This window comes from Paenibacillus sp. cl130 (assembly GCF_900116035.1).
Classification (GTDB): domain Bacteria; phylum Bacillota; class Bacilli; order Paenibacillales; family Paenibacillaceae; genus Paenibacillus; species Paenibacillus polymyxa_B.
In genome coordinates this window covers 67,267-82,077 of sequence record NZ_FOYG01000004.1, presented here as the reverse complement: position 1 = coordinate 82,077, position 14,811 = coordinate 67,267, and the positions used below count along the sequence as shown (strand labels likewise).

Sequence of the window (14,811 nt, the reverse complement as noted above, 5' to 3'; positions counted from 1 at the left end):
TCCATTATAAAAATTGTTCGTCCTAAATCTACCTACTTTTCGCCTGAATCCTGGAAATGTGTGCGATTAAGGTTCTAATTCAAGGTGCATCTTGGCTTCCGCCTCATCCCATGGCACCGAGTAACCCGCCCCTTTGGCGCAAAAGATAGAGGAGGATGTATACAGTGGGTCTGCCTCTTTGCGGTAGCCCATCCGCTCTATGACTTCCTCCGTATTATGGCAGCGGTCGTAGCCGCTGAACACGCAGCGGATACTGCCTCGTCCATGCGTAAAGGATGCAAATTCGGTACTGTAGTTCATGAAAGTCGACACGGGCACCCTGCCCGTGACCACCGCTTGCGTTCCGGTTGTTTGCGGTGGATTAAAAATACCCGAAGCACGCTGAATATCGGACAGCACCCTACCCATTTCATCGATAGCGACCTTGATTTTGAAATCGTAATAGGGCTCCAGCAGCACGTTGTCGGCCTTCTCCAGACCCTGCCGTAGTGCTCGAAAGGCAGCCTCACGAAAATCGCCACCATGGGTATGTTCTTTATGCGCGCGGCCCCTCAGCAGCGTAATGTTTACGTCGGTGACTGGCATGCCGGTCAGCAGTCCGTGATGCTCCCGTTCATAGAGATGATTCCGAATCAGATTCTGATAGCTGACATTCAGATCATCAGCATGACATCTGCTATCGAACAGGATGCCGTTGCCCCTTTCTCCCGGTTCAATCAGCAAATGCACTTCCGCATAATGCCTGAGCGGTTCGAAGTGGCCGTACCCTTTCACAGCCGATTGAATCGTTTCCTTATACAAGATTTCTGGTTGTCCAAAAGAGATAGCAAAGCCAAACCGCTCTCTAACAAGCTGCTCCAGCACTTCCAGTTGAATCAATCCCATGACGCGGATAGAAATCTCCTGCAATTTCTCATCCCAAACGACGTTCAGAGACGGCTCCTCCGCCTCCAGCGTGCGAAAAGCACCGAGCACCTTCTGTACGTGTATCGAATTATCGAATAATACCTTCGATTGTAACGTCGGCTCCGAATCGTAAGCTAACTTGTCCGATATTGACCCCAGGCCTTGTCCGGCCCCGGCGGCGGACAAGCCGGCAACCGCAAACAAATCGCCAGCTTCCACTTGTTCCACCGGCTGCGATTTAAGGCCGTTAAACAAGAAGAGCCGCGTAACTTTTTCGTCATATTGAACTCCGCCGCTCTCGTAACTAAGCTGTTCTCTCACCTTCAGCCGACCACCCAGCGCCTTAATGAACGTGAGTCTCGCTCCGCCTGCATCGTGCCGAATTTTATAAACCCGCCCCTGGAACGAAGCATTCTCGTCATAAGTGGTTGTCGTCAGCAGATGCAGCTGATTCAGAAATTCAATGACGCCTGTATCCTGAAGCGCAGAGCCGTAAGCACAGGGGAAGAGAAGACCCGCCGCTATCATCCTCTGCAAGGCCTCCTGCCAGAAGCCGGAATCCTCCCTCCCCTCCAGGAATGCTTCCAGCAAGGCTTCGTCCCGCTCTGCCATGGCCTCCCGCAGCGGCTCGCCGACTATGCCGTCAGTGAAGCTCTGTGTAATGCAGCATACTTCCCCCGTCAACTGCTGACGGATATCCGCCTCGGTTCTGCCTGCATCCGCACCGATCCGATCCGTCTTGTTGATAAAGAAGAACGTCGGAATCCGATGCTTGCGCAGCAGCTGCCACACCGTCTCCGTATGGCCCTGGACACCTTCAACTGCGCTTACAATCAGGATGGCATAATCAATGACCTGAATCGCACGCTCCATCTCCGGGGAGAAATCGACGTGTCCGGGCGTGTCTATTAAATAATAGCTGTCTCCTTTATATTCTATTAACGCCTGATCTGCGAACACCGTAATACCCCTTGCCCGCTCGATGTCGTGGCTGTCTAGAAACGCATCCTGATGATCCACCCGCCCCCGCGACCGGATACTGTTCGTATGGTACAGCAGCTGTTCCGCAAAAGTTGTCTTACCTGCATCCACATGGGCGAACAGGCCAATCGTTAATCGCTTCATAGAATCCCACTTTCAACGCTTCTTGTTGATACTGCTCATTTTATTAAAGCATAGAAATCGGGAGAGCGGGTAGGAGTTGGGTTTTGAGATAGGATCTTTTTTCATAGACAGAGGATAAAGGCAACGAGTTACATTTATGTTGAGTGATTTCTCCAGATTAAAATATAATTAATATACTATTAAAGGAAACTCCCCTTCGAATCTACTCCAACTTGGAGAACTTCGCCTAACCATCATTCCCGACCTTATTATTGTTATAGTCGTCAATAATTGACATCGTTTTATTTGCCACTTCACTACCGAGTGAGGCATACAATTTCTTATCGCCAATCACATAAAATTCTTCTTTAGCTCGCGTCGCTGCAACATTCATCATATTGGAATCAGAGACAGCCCATCTTGCTGCCCCACTGCTATCAGAGTCCGCTCCAAGAACAAAGTAGACGACCTTGGCTTCTTTCCCTTGAAAAGTATGAACTGTACCAATATTCGTTGTCTTCCCGTTTTCTCGTTTTGTGAATTTAATTTCATCTAAAACCTGGGCAAGCTTATAAGCCACATTTCTAAATGGGGTGATCACATAGATTTCATCCGCTAAATCCGGATCTTCCTGCAAACGTTTATCAATCATTTTTTTCAATAAGTCAGCTTGTTCCTTAACAAATTTGTCATTTGCTTTACCGGTTGAATCATACCATTGTGATTTCCCTTGTGCCTCATCTGCTGATTTACCTTGTACCATCAACCCCTCATACGAAATTTCATTTGAAATCGTAAACATCGGATAGTTCGAGCGTCTGTGTACCCAAAGGGGTATGCCAATCCATTCATCCTCATTTTTTTGGAAACCATACTGACTTGTGGCATCCACAATGGTTTGAGTAGACGCATCAGCAGAAACAAATTTCTCATCGACTTCATAGTGTCTTCCAATTAAGGTTAAAACATTTGAACCTAGCGTCATTACGGGTTTTATTTGTGATGGATCCCCAACGACCATAACCTTTTTACTTCTAAAAATGGCACCAACACTAGCTTGTGGCAGTGCTTGACCCGCCTCGTCTATAAACAGATTACCTATTGAATCTTCATTAAGATTTTTAAACATTCGACCAAAACTAGCAAAAGTAGTGCTGACAACGGGGATCGTGAAATTCAACCAATTCCATGATTCTGAAATTAGCTGCTGTCCATTCTCTTTTCCCAAGTATTCAGACTGCCTATTCCAAATATTTCTCGCGGCTTTTAAATTCCTTCTGTTTTCATACATAAATTGCTTTCTAACTTTTAAAGCTGAAATAAATAGCTCTGATTGTAATTTACGGAATTTCACTGTAAACCATGGATTAGACTTTTGTAGCTCATCATACGATTGTGAAAAATCTGGTTCCTTAATGCCACTTTGATACTTGAGTTTTTCTAACAATACAATTTCTCGTTCCACTTTTTTAAAACCATTTTGTTGTTTGATCATCCATCGATCGAAGTTAGCTCTTGTGTCCTGAGTTTGTTTTTGAACATACTCACTTTTCGCAACATTTTCCCTTAACCTATTTTCGAGTCGCCTACGGTCATTTAACCATTTCGTTTTTTGTTTAGATAGATCATTTAAATGATTATTCGCATTATTCAGATCTTTGAAGTACTGCTCAACTTTTGCCTTATTAAATATTTTCTGAAGCCACAAAAAACTTGGCTTTTGAGAAGTAACTACGTCATAATTCCTTTTAACTTGAGCTTGTAGATCAATTAGGTTTTCTATCTCAACAGAAGCATTTGACCAATCCTCTTGGAGATTTTCAATTTCTTGTCCCAGTCTTTCTAGTTCACGTCTCGCTTCTTCTTCCTGTGAGATTAAATCTGTTCGTTTCTTTTTTTCTTCTTGTTCAAATATAGACATTTGCTCTTTATGCTTGGTTTTTAATTTTCGAAGAGCATACATTTTCTCGCTATAGTCTTGCATTTTATCTCTTTCGATTTTTAATTCAGCATACAGACGGGAGAATTCTTGATATACACTTTCACCTCTATTCGCTTGATCATGATCCTCTAAATCTTTTTCGATTGCTTCAATGGTTAAAAGTAACTTGTTCATGTTTGTTGACGCGCCGCCCTCTAACGAGAACACACCCCAATTTTCCTCATGTAAAAACTCACTTTTAATCTCGCGATTCTGTCCAAAACCTTCACCGGTTAATTTAGAATTGGAAACCTCTTTAAAATAATCTGCTTCATCTAGTAGCTTTTGAAAATCGCCCGCAATCGTTTCTTTCTTTGGTAACTCCTTAACAATATTTTGGACCGCCCCATTGTTTGAACTTGCAACAACAATGTTTTTATCTGAAATGGAATGTGGTAAAACACCAAGCTTAAAATCTTTCCAATAAACCAGACTCCCTTTAATCCTTTTATCAGAAAGCTGCACAATTTCCGCTGCCTGTTGTACGACTAAATCAGCAAAAATATCTTTTAACAGTGTTGTTTTCCCTGTTCCTGGCGGGCCATTGACACTACGAATATCATTTTTATCATTTAAAGCTAGATTCACCGAAACCTGCTGCATAAATGAAAGCGCGAAACCAGGATTACTTGGGAACCGCCCGAGCGGATAGAACTTAGGTTGTAAAATAGTTGTCTCGAAAATTCGGGGGTTAAAATGAACGGACTCTTTATTGCCATCCAGATTGTGCCTATGTCCCGAAAAGCCATTAAAATATCGATCCAAATTTTTATTAGTGATTGTCTTTGCTTTGTTCAGATCTTCAATAAAGAACGAATGTAGATTTACATCTCCGTTATCCAGGTTTTTCACAAATGCATAGCGGAAATTTCCTGCGGAAATATGATATTTATGAAAAAGCTCAGAGATGGTGGTATGAAAACCTTCTTCAAATTTGCTGTTCAAATCTTCTCTAAATACGTTTTCAACTTTCAAAAAATCTTTCGGTAATTCACCATGTTGGCGGATATAACCACTCATTGTATAAAACAATTTGTCTGCTAGAAAATTCAATTCGTTATCAAAATAGATAGAGAAGGTGAATTTGTCAGATTTACTAACTTCCTCGTAGGTTTTAGCAATCTTGTATTTCTCCCTCAATAGTTCAACAACTTCTTGAAAATCGAAAATATCGAAATATAATGCTAAGCCCGATTTCTTAAAGAACTTATCTGATACATCTTGTTGTTTTTTTTGCTTCATTAAAAAGTCTGAAAAAAACTGATTCCAATCCTCTTCCATTGTATGTATGAGCTTTAGCGATTTGTCTTTTTTATTAATAGAACCTTCGGATAACTGCTCGATCGTAATCCAAGCATTTAAGATATCTTGCCGTTTATTCATGAGTCTCCCCCATTATCATCTGTAATTACTATTATAAAGCTCTCACCCTGTCATCTAAAGACAAAAAGAAAAGCTCCCCAACTTAGAGAGCTTACCAATGTACCATTCAATTATATAAGATTTCACTGCTTTTAACAGTGTATTGTATTCCATTCTTATTCCAGCTCTGTCTTTGAGTTAATCTTAATGACATTGTGCATGTGCAGGTTTACTAAATGCTTATCATTTCCTGTTGTATTATTTTTCAGAACGCCCAACGAAGCGCTGAATATCTTCCCCAATCAAGGCCAGCGCATCTCTCCAGAACTCTGGTGAACGCACATCGATACCCATTAACTGCCCGGCATCTGCAACCATGGTGGTACTGCTGGCGGCCAGGAAGGCTTGAAATTGCTCGGCGAATCCGCCTTCACGTTTCTTATACTGCGCGAATAGCCCTTTAGAGAACAACAGCCCGAACGAATACGGGAAATTCAGAAACTCATTGCCTGTCATATAATAACCAGCCTTGCTAACCCACTGGTAGGAATGAATAGAATCCGGGTCAATACTGCTTCCATAGGCCGCAGACATGGCATCCTGCATCAGGCTGTTCAGTTCTTCCACCGTTAGCGAGCCTGATTTCCTATGCTCATAAAGCTGGCTTTCAAACAGATAACGGGCATAGAAATCAACGATATAATAACCGGCATCCGAGAGGCTCCGCTCCAGGATCGGCAAGACTTCTCCTTCCGATGCACTCAGCAGTAACTCTTGATTAATCAGACCCTCACAAAAGATCGACGCCGTCTCGGCAATCGGAATCGGATAATCTATATTGACCATAGTCTTTCCGGCAAGACAGCTGCTATGGTAGGCATGACCAATCTCATGCGCCAGTACACCAACATCCATATAGCTCCCGGTGAAGCTGGTTATAATCCGGCTCTCTTGGATTGGTGCGATATCAATGCACATGCCAAAGTTCCCTTTTCCTGCCCGTGACTCCGCATCGATCCATCTGGAGATGAACACCTTGCGGGCGAACGCACCCAGTTCTGTACTGAACGAGTTAAACCCGGCAACAATAAGCTCTTGTGCCTCCGGGTAGCTAATTTTGACGGAAGAATCCTCGCCAACCGGAGCAAAGATATCATGGAAAGGGAGCGGTCCTGCGTGGCCCAGAAGCTTTGCTTTGTGAAGATAATACTGATGAAAGGCAGGCAGGCTCTCCTTAATCGCTTGCAGCATTGCTTCCAGCGTCTCCTGATCCATACGTGAGGTCTCCAGTACTTTATGCAGCGGCGATTTGTACCCTCTTAGCTCATAGATTCCTATCGCCTCTCCACACACCGCATTAAGACAAGCTGCACTCTGTTCGGCAACACTGCGGCAAGCCTTGGCTTCCGCTTCATATGCAGCCTGCCTAACCTGAGAATCATGGTCGTACACCAGATTGCGCAGCTCCGTCAAAGACAGCTGATGCGCTGCCCCTTTCATCTCCACCTCTACACGCAAGGTAGACTGTATCTTCATGTACAGCCTCTCCCACGCTTTGGCGCCGGTAAGCTGCATCCGGGCAATGACCGCCTCAGCTTCTTCACTGAGCAAATACCTTGACTGCTGCTGCAGCTGACGCAAATAAAAAGCATGCCGACCCACATACTCACCCGATCCAATAATAGTATCAAGCTCTTCCTCACTCATGCCTGCCAGCCATTTGCTGAAACTTGCTAGAGCTTCTTCGGAACCCGCGGCCATTTCTTCCAATACATCCATCTGATTTGCTGCTTCTATATTCCCGTTGTCAATGCTGAATACCAGTTCTGCATAGCTGAATAAGCACAGATACACGCTCCTGAATGCATTATATTGCCTAAGAAAATCTTCCGTTAGAATCGCAGCCTTCTCTTGAGTGTGTAAATGAAGCTTTGCCCTCGCACCAAGTTCATCTGCAAGCTCTGCTGCATGTTTATAATCCTTTTGATATTTCTCCGACTGGAATGAGGAATACAGACTCTCCAAGTCCCATGTTAAGTTCATCGCCGTTAATCTCCTTATCGTAAACACAAGCGATGCTATACGTATCCCGGCAACCGGCCATATCGGACGTATAGCAGGCTGCGTTATATCTTATTGGGATAATTCGAATATTGTATTCTGCGGCTAAGACTTACATGTTTCCACCTCTTCCGGTACTATGTTAAGCAAAGTTAATGTCAAGTATAACACGCCCACTTATTCCCTAATATGTGATAAGTCGCTGACCAATCTTCTTCTTCACTCACACCAAAAAGCCCCGCATCCGCAGGACTCGTCTCATTTTATCTTATTCATACCCCTATGCGGTGATGGTCAGACCATCAGGTACTCCGCATTCTCGTCGCATTCAGCGCACTTGGTCGGCGGCCCCAATCCGAGAATTCGTAAGCGTACATCCTCTTTTCTGTTCAAGCTTACTGCAATAGCTTACGCAATAGGAGTACCATTGGGTATTTCAGTATCCGGCTTTAATAGAATAACATCTCCTTTTTCCGGAACGCCTCCCAAAACTAATACCTCCGATTTGAATCCTGCAATACGCCGAGGAGGAAAATTAACGATCGCTATAATTTGCTTCCCTACCAATTCTTCAGCCTTATACCGCTTAGTTATTTGTGCGCTTGAGGATTTCATCCCGATCTCCGGTCCAAAATCAATCTTAAGCTTTATCGCAGGAATCTTTGCTTCTTCAAAAAACTCCGCTTCCTTAATCGTTCCGACACGAATATCTAGTGCTGCAAAATCATCGATCGTTGCCAACGTTTTGCCTCCTCCACTAAAGTCTTTAACCGCTCACGAAAATATCTCTCACGCTTTCCGGCAGAACTTAATGAGTTCCGCTCGCTGTTGCGTTTTACTGCGCTGGGCGGAACGGCTGCAGGAGTCGAATCCCTTCCTCTATGGATCCCTCCATCAGTTCTAAGAGCTGGGGCACCAGTTCCTGCATCCGGGGGGCGCTCAGGTGCCGATCGAGGGCATCCCGGTTTTCCCAGCGCTCGTAGATGATGAATGTGCCAGGCTGGCCTTCTACCTCGTGAGCCTCGTAGTCAATGTTGCCCAGGTCGTTGCGCGACGGGGTGACAGCAGCAGTCATGAATGCCTTCATCTCGGCTTCTCTCCCTGCCTTAGCTCTCGCCTCCCAGAGTACAGTAACGTAAGGGTTCTTTGTATCGTTCATACTAATTCCTCCTAATTTATAAATACTTCGTATTTTTTGCTTTACCGTTTTCTCAAATGGGGGAATTCCCCGTTTATGCTTGAAATTCCAGTGTATCAATGGCTTAGTTTAATGCTGTTATAATCGTCCAAAAGAACGATTAAAGCCTTGGCCCCCAAGAACATCTTGACGAACCACATCTAAACGACGTGTTTGGTATTCACCCAAAGCTTTTGTTATCGAATTCGGATACTGTTTAATGGAGTCCATAATGGCAACCGTATCATCAAGTGAGTCATTAAAGCCTGCGCCAGTCATTGGTGACATGGTATGAGCTGCATCGCCGATCATGGCTATTCTTCCTTTTGACAATATATTAGGGATGTATTCATTAACAGGTGCCCCGATTAAACTGCGGTCCTTAATCGCGATTTGCAAAATTGCATCATCTTCTTTATTCCAATTTGCTTGGCTGGTTTGTGATAGTTCTCCCAGTAGCGAATCCGGAATATCTCCACCGTATAAGGAATGCTGGGCAACCCCGTCCTTTAACACCCCTAACTCAGACAGCAATTGATTATGCGAATGATCAAACCAGCAAAAACCTATCCATCGCTGGCCAGGATTGGTCCCCCCCTCTATACCTGGCATCACCGCAGTTGTCAGTGTACCGGCAGCACTATTGTTGAAATAAGCGCTCGAAAGTTGCCGTTTTTTCCAGTCTTTCTTTGGCAGCAGTTCTTCGTCCACCTTCCCTACCCACACCAGATAGCCAGCATAATCTGCAAATGGTTTGTCAGGGTTTAAATAGCGGCGGACAATACTGCGATATCCATCTGCGCCAATCAAAAAGTCACCTTTAAACGTCTGCTCATCATCACTGGTAGCCCAAGCAGATGATTCATTTTGCCCAACACTAACAATTCGTGTATTGTGCTGAAGGGTAATACCAGGTTCTTTAGCAACCGCATTGCGCAAACGTTCTTGAATGGCTGACCAGGCTTCAACATTGTTGTTACCATTGGATGCCAAGTGTCTTAATTCTCGTTCAATTTCACTATTACTATAAGGCTTTGTTTGTAAACGAATAAAAGCACCATTTCTTAATGATGAATCTGCACGTTCAAGAATGGTAACTGTATAACCAGAACGGGATAACGCAAGCCCCATCATTAGACCACCTAAAGATCCACCTACAATAATGGCATGTTCAAACTTGTTTTGTGGCATATTTCATTCCCCCATTTTAGCTTTCTGTCCAAGAGGATTCGTGAAACTGCCCGTTACTGCAGCTTCATCTGGCTGCGGAGCATCCGGTCGAGGAGTTTGTCTGGGAGAATGCGGACCAGTCGGGTCAGCAGTGCCGAATCGCGACCGACCGTATAGCGGGTGCGTGGCTTTCTTTCGTGGATTGCGCGTGAAATCACTGCTGCCACTTTCTCAGGGCGGATACCGTCCGTTGCCCACGTTTCAGCCTGAGCCTTCACGGCGTCAAAAAGACGATCATGGCGTCGGTGCTGGTCCGGCGTCATCAACTTGGCCAGCCGCTCCGCTGTCGTAATCCCGTGCTCCGACAGGCCAGTGCTGACGCCACCCGGAGTGATCATGATTACCTTGAGGCCAAACGAGGACATCTCCCTGCGGAGACTGTCATTGATCGCTTCCATCGCATACTTCGCAGCCGAGTAAATTCCGAATCCGGGCATGGAGACCTTGCCGCCAACGGAGCCGATATTGACCACGCGTCCGCCGCTGTTCAATAACGCCGGGGTGAGTGCCTGAATAACCGCGACCTGTCCGATCACGCTGACTTCGATCTGGCGGCGCAATTCATCAAGCGGAACCATCTCGAGAGGCGCATTAACGGCGATGCCGGCATTGTTAACCACTGCCCGCAAAGGGCGACCAAGCGGATCTTTCTCCACCCGTTCGGCCAGCGTCTTTAGTGTGTCGATATTGGTAACATCGACGATCACCGGCTCGATATTTTTGCGTTTGATTTTGTCGGCGTCTTCCTGACGACGAACCCCCGCCAATACGTGAAATCCGTCAGCGGCGAGCTGCTCCGCGGTAGCCCTACCGATACCGCTGGACGTACCTGTGACGACGACCAGTTCTTGAGTTTTGAATGACATAGTAACCCTCCTAGGTTTGATAAGATATGGATCACGATATAGCACCGCTATACTGGTATTATAGCACCGCTATACAAAGTTGTATATAGCGGTGCTATATATTTTCTAAAGTGTTGCCCTGCGGTCTGAACATCGTTTTAGTGGGTGTTGCGTGATGCACTCGGCTTACCACATTTCACTTATCACACAACACAATCCAAGAGAACTAATGCTCGCATCCTCCAAACATAAAAAGATCGCCATCCTCTGGAGGTCCAGGTTGGATAGGCGATCTTTCTTATGCGTCTTCTAAATTGGGGCTTTGCCTGGAGTCTCCAGGCTCTGTCATCAAATCCCTCATTTTGAATCGGCGTTCGGCCTTTGGATCAAAATGATCTGCATTACGCTTTCCCGAATGAGATCAACGACGTCGGGTTGGGGTGGGGGTGCCTTACGAATCTGGGCCGTCACATAGAGCCAAGAGGCCGTATTGGCGGAAGCCCAGACCAGATCTGCCGCAGCCTGGGCTGACACAGCCAGTTTGCCTTCGGCGGCGACTCCCTGAATATTTTGCACTAGTGCTTGGTACGAATGATCTGCCGCCTCGATATGGGCGCCCTCGAGCAACCGCCCCATCATCGCCGCATAAATCCGAGGACGGGCTGCCGCGAAGCGGACATAGTCATCCCATCCTTGACGAAGAGCCATCTCTGGAATGGTGGACTCCACTGCGGCAATCTTGCTTTCAAATAACTGTTTGAATGCTTCCACTATAGCTGCACTTAGAAGTCCATCGGCATTTCCAAAATGGTGGTAGAGTGTAGGAGCCGTAACCTGCGCGATCGCAGTTACGGCTCGCGTCGAAAATTGGGCTCCACCCTCCTCTTCGAGTACCTTAAGAGCAGCTGCCAATATTTTGTCATATGTGTTCATACGTCCATTATAGCAGTGCTATATTCGTATGTCCATGACGAAGGTTGTACGTCTGTGACCATTATCCCTGTAGCCAAAAAAGGTACTGAGCATTTTTCTTTCAGATTAACTTTCTCATTGTACAGAAGAGATGGAGCTACTGTTGTGGATATTTTAGGTTTGGCAGAGCCAAACCTAGTAGTGAAATCGCAATAATATAGTTCGCCCTACTTGTGATAAGGTTCACCCCGATTAATCTTCACCGCCCGGTAAATCTGTTCCACCAGCACCAATCGCATCAGCTGATGTGGCAAAGTCATCCTTCCGAAGCTCAGCTTCTGCTGGGCGCGGCGAAGGACTTCATCAGAGAGGCCATGACTACCGCCAATGACAAAGACAACATGGCTTGTACCGTAGGTGCCAAGTTTGTCCAATTCCTCTGCGAGTTCTTCCGAGCTCCACAGTTTGCCGTCGATGGCGAGCACAATGACATGTGCTTCACTTTTCACATGAGCAAGAATACGCTCGCCCTCTCGCTCCTTGACCTGTCGAACCTCCGCCTCGCTCAGTGTGTCAGGAGCCTTCTCATCCGCTACCTCGATCATTTGAAACTTGATGTATGGCCCCAGCCGTTTAGCGTATTCCTGAATGCCCATGACCAAATACTTCTCTTTTAACTTCCCCACACCTATAAGCTGGATAAACAAATTCCATACCCCTATCTATGTCGAATGATAATGTAAAATCGCATTTACGATCCCTAACATGAAAAGATACCCTTAACATAGTTATTTTAGCACCTGAAACGTCTCTTACCTATCTATTTCCTCTCTGTTACGAGCATATTCCCTGTTCAGATCATAGCGGATCATTCATTTACGCTCTGCACAATGAAATGTCTATCCGTTTCGTATTCATCAAGACTCTGCATTAGCATCTGCTGATATCCACTGATTTGTTCCGCTGTCGCTGACTCACGCAGTGATTCAAACAATGCTGTACATTTCTTAAATTGACCATCCTTGCCCGACTGATCGGCTAGTTGCATCGCCTGCAAAGTAAGTCCCACTGCATCCTGTAATCTATCGTACTCCCGATAGTACAAAGCCAAGTGATAGCAGTAGCTATAATAGTAAGATATGTTCTCTGCGTCTTCATAACTCCCGAATTCATCAATCTGCTCTGCAAACGTATGTAAAATATCCTCTACATCCAAATGATACATAAGCGCTGCCTGTAATACGGTATTCAGCCCCGGTAATATTTCCTCTAGATTATCCTGCAAAAAGGCTACGTATTCCTCGACAAGCTCTATATTTCCAGACAAAATGTCTACTGCATATAAATTAGTTTTGGCTAAAAACCTGAACTCCTCGACAACCTGATTATCTTCTTCCTTTAGATCCTCCATCCACCCCAGCTCAGCATACTTATAGATGCACTCCCTTGCCTGTTCATATGCACCCTGATTCTGATGAGCCATTCCACACATCAGGTGACTAAATCCAAAATAATATACCAATGGACGTTCTAAATTGACATACGGGATGGATAATTTCATTGCTTTATGATACTGCCGTTCTTCGTAGATGCGCTGTACACATTGGTACAAAATATCCGCCGTCTCCATTACCTTTTTCCAATTTTCAAAAGCCACAGCCATCTCTAACATTTCAACAATGATGTCCGGTTTGAGTGATTTCAGGATAGAAGTTCTCAAGAGTAGCTCCTCCTTATATTTCCATTCATAACCAATTGTATAGAAAGTGAAAAAGGAGGTCAATATAAATAGTACTTAAAAGTACAGTTTTATATGTGTTTATTTTGCAAAAGATGGTCTGTAACGATATTCTCTCCTCTTCTAACCTTAAGTGGAGGTGATTACATGAGTTTACCAGAAAGTGTCGGAAACCGAATACGGGAGCTAAGAAAAGCTAAAGGATGGACACAGGAACAACTGGCAGAAGCAGCAGGGCTTCATTACAGTTACATTGGTGGAGTAGAACGTGGAGATCGAAATATTTCATTGGAGACGTTGGAAAAAATAATTCTAGCATTAAACGTTCCAGCCTTTGAACTTTTTCAATTCGATGAAAATACGGATCGAAAACAGATCATAAATGAACTTATGTTACTCATAAATTCAAGAGAAACAACAGAGCTCGAAATTCTTACTACTATAACAAAAAATATTGTTGCTTTAGTTGAGTTACAACAAAAAAGAATTGAATAATTCTTTTCTACCTGACTTTTACACTTCATCTTCCATAAGCTTGTTATGAGGTGGTTAATATGACAAAATTACGGAATTCGGTTGGAGAAAGAATTAGAACGATTCGGAAGGCTAAGGGATTAACACAGCAACAACTTGCGGAACTTTCAGGATTAGATGATGCATATATTGGATCGGTAGAGCGTGGCGAAAGAAACTTTTCGATTGATACCTTGGAGAAAGTGTTAACTGCCTTAAACGTGTCTATCAGTGAATTGATGTTTTCCAAAGAACATATGACTAAAGACGAAATGATTCGGCAAGAGGCAATAGATGAATTTGTTGCGTTGACCAGCAGATTGAATGAGGAGCAAATCGGCATTCTCAGACGAGTTAGTAAAGAAGTATCACGCGCGTTCGACTAAGTCATTCCACCCTATAAAGGCCTTAAATAAAACCAAAAAAGAGCACCGCACAGGTGCCCTCCAAACCTTTTATAAAAATACTCAAGCGTACAACATAAAAAAGCTCACTTCATGCCCCAGTTGCTTCAGATAATTATAAATCTGCGAACGATGATGGAACACATGGGTCACAGTCTCAATCTGCCATTGAACCTGTAGATGTCCGTGCTCCATATAGAAGGCCTTCGTTGAACGATTCAGATAATCGTCTTCGCTAAGCGAAAGAATATAAGCCTTATAGGCTTCAAAATTCTGCCTGAAAGTCGTAGCCAAGCGCTCGGGATCTTCCACCCCGGACAGGCTGTTTTCAATGCTTCCCACTTCATCCTCGGACTTCTCCTGCATTATCGCAAGATCCGAAGCAGGAATAAGCACAAAGTGATGCACTAACTCCAGCAGCGAGCGAAAATTGTCTTGCGGGCGAAAGCCCCAATCCTCTGGGCGTATTTTACGGATCAAGGCTTCCCCTGTCCGTACTCCGGTCTCCAGCTCATTCAGCAAATGATCGCGAACTTGCAGCGTTCCACTCATATTCACATCTCTCCTTTGCCATTCTT

13 protein-coding genes are annotated in these 14,811 nt (G+C 44.8%); 2 read left to right on the top strand and 11 right to left on the bottom strand.

From position 1 onward, the window contains the following. Positions 1–66 precede the first annotated feature (66 nt). From BM358_RS12700 to BM358_RS12655, 10 genes are all read right to left on the bottom strand, one after another. A complete protein-coding gene (locus BM358_RS12700) occupies positions 67–2,031 on the bottom strand; it encodes an elongation factor G (RefSeq protein ID WP_028540954.1) in 1,965 nt (654 codons plus the stop codon). A gap of 226 nt (positions 2,032–2,257) precedes the next feature. Then, a complete protein-coding gene (locus tag BM358_RS12695) occupies positions 2,258–5,374 on the bottom strand; it encodes a DEAD/DEAH box helicase (protein ID WP_028540955.1) in 3,117 nt (1,038 codons plus the stop codon). Between the two features lie 237 nt (positions 5,375–5,611). Continuing rightward, entirely contained in the window at positions 5,612–7,396 is a 1,785-nt protein-coding gene (locus BM358_RS12690; protein ID WP_028540956.1) for a M3 family oligoendopeptidase, read from the bottom strand. A gap of 426 nt (positions 7,397–7,822) precedes the next feature. Continuing rightward, entirely contained in the window at positions 7,823–8,155 is a 333-nt protein-coding gene (gene csaA / locus BM358_RS12685; RefSeq protein ID WP_028540957.1) for a chaperone CsaA, read from the bottom strand. A 94-nt stretch (positions 8,156–8,249) separates the two neighbouring features. Then, complete coding sequence (locus tag BM358_RS12680) at positions 8,250–8,573, bottom strand: putative quinol monooxygenase (RefSeq protein ID WP_025720756.1); 324 nt, start codon at positions 8,571–8,573, stop codon at positions 8,250–8,252. Positions 8,574–8,690: 117 nt separating this feature from the next. After that, positions 8,691–9,782 (bottom strand): FAD-dependent monooxygenase, encoded by a 1,092-nt coding sequence (locus tag BM358_RS12675; protein ID WP_028540958.1) that lies wholly within the window; start codon positions 9,780–9,782, stop codon positions 8,691–8,693. A gap of 53 nt (positions 9,783–9,835) precedes the next feature. Continuing rightward, positions 9,836–10,687 carry an SDR family oxidoreductase gene (locus BM358_RS12670; protein ID WP_028540959.1) on the bottom strand — a complete coding sequence of 284 codons (852 nt, stop codon included), beginning with the start codon at positions 10,685–10,687 and terminating at the stop codon, positions 9,836–9,838. Positions 10,688–11,023: 336 nt separating this feature from the next. After that, positions 11,024–11,599 (bottom strand): TetR/AcrR family transcriptional regulator, encoded by a 576-nt coding sequence (locus BM358_RS12665; protein WP_028540960.1) that lies wholly within the window; start codon positions 11,597–11,599, stop codon positions 11,024–11,026. A gap of 206 nt (positions 11,600–11,805) precedes the next feature. Beyond that, positions 11,806–12,285, bottom strand: coding sequence for a 23S rRNA (pseudouridine(1915)-N(3))-methyltransferase RlmH (gene rlmH, locus BM358_RS12660; protein WP_013312768.1), 480 nt, complete (start codon positions 12,283–12,285; stop codon positions 11,806–11,808). A gap of 161 nt (positions 12,286–12,446) precedes the next feature. Further along, positions 12,447–13,298, bottom strand: coding sequence for a hypothetical protein (locus BM358_RS12655; RefSeq protein ID WP_028540961.1), 852 nt, complete (start codon positions 13,296–13,298; stop codon positions 12,447–12,449). Positions 13,299–13,463: 165 nt separating this feature from the next. Between BM358_RS12655 and BM358_RS12650 the strand changes: the two genes are divergently transcribed. Together BM358_RS12650 and BM358_RS12645 are read left to right on the top strand one after the other, a co-directional pair. Next, on the top strand, positions 13,464–13,811 hold the full coding sequence (locus BM358_RS12650; protein ID WP_023991113.1) for a helix-turn-helix domain-containing protein: 348 nt from the start codon (positions 13,464–13,466) through the stop codon (positions 13,809–13,811). Between the two features lie 59 nt (positions 13,812–13,870). After that, complete coding sequence (locus BM358_RS12645; protein WP_028540962.1) at positions 13,871–14,215, top strand: helix-turn-helix domain-containing protein; 345 nt, start codon at positions 13,871–13,873, stop codon at positions 14,213–14,215. A gap of 81 nt (positions 14,216–14,296) precedes the next feature. Here BM358_RS12645 and BM358_RS12640 read toward each other — a convergent pair whose 3' ends face one another. Further along, positions 14,297–14,785 carry a DinB family protein gene (locus tag BM358_RS12640; protein WP_028540963.1) on the bottom strand — a complete coding sequence of 163 codons (489 nt, stop codon included), beginning with the start codon at positions 14,783–14,785 and terminating at the stop codon, positions 14,297–14,299. Between the last annotated feature and the right edge of the window lie 26 nt (positions 14,786–14,811).

Bases quoted from the DNA above. Each gene is read 5' to 3' on its own strand.
- BM358_RS12700 (WP_028540954.1), bottom strand. From the start codon at position 2,031: ATGAAGCGATTAACGATTGGCCTGTTCGCCCATGTGGATGCAGGTAAG.
- BM358_RS12695 (WP_028540955.1), bottom strand. From the start codon at position 5,374: ATGAATAAACGGCAAGATATCTTAAATGCTTGGATTACGATCGAGCAG.
- BM358_RS12690 (WP_028540956.1), bottom strand. From the start codon at position 7,396: ATGAACTTAACATGGGACTTGGAGAGTCTGTATTCCTCATTCCAGTCG.
- BM358_RS12680 (WP_025720756.1), bottom strand. From the start codon at position 8,573: ATGAACGATACAAAGAACCCTTACGTTACTGTACTCTGGGAGGCGAGA.
- BM358_RS12675 (WP_028540958.1), bottom strand. From the start codon at position 9,782: ATGCCACAAAACAAGTTTGAACATGCCATTATTGTAGGTGGATCTTTA.
- BM358_RS12670 (WP_028540959.1), bottom strand. From the start codon at position 10,687: ATGTCATTCAAAACTCAAGAACTGGTCGTCGTCACAGGTACGTCCAGC.
- BM358_RS12665 (WP_028540960.1), bottom strand. From the start codon at position 11,599: ATGAACACATATGACAAAATATTGGCAGCTGCTCTTAAGGTACTCGAA.
- BM358_RS12650 (WP_023991113.1), top strand. From the start codon at position 13,464: ATGAGTTTACCAGAAAGTGTCGGAAACCGAATACGGGAGCTAAGAAAA.
- BM358_RS12645 (WP_028540962.1), top strand. From the start codon at position 13,871: ATGACAAAATTACGGAATTCGGTTGGAGAAAGAATTAGAACGATTCGG.
- BM358_RS12640 (WP_028540963.1), bottom strand. From the start codon at position 14,785: ATGAGTGGAACGCTGCAAGTTCGCGATCATTTGCTGAATGAGCTGGAG.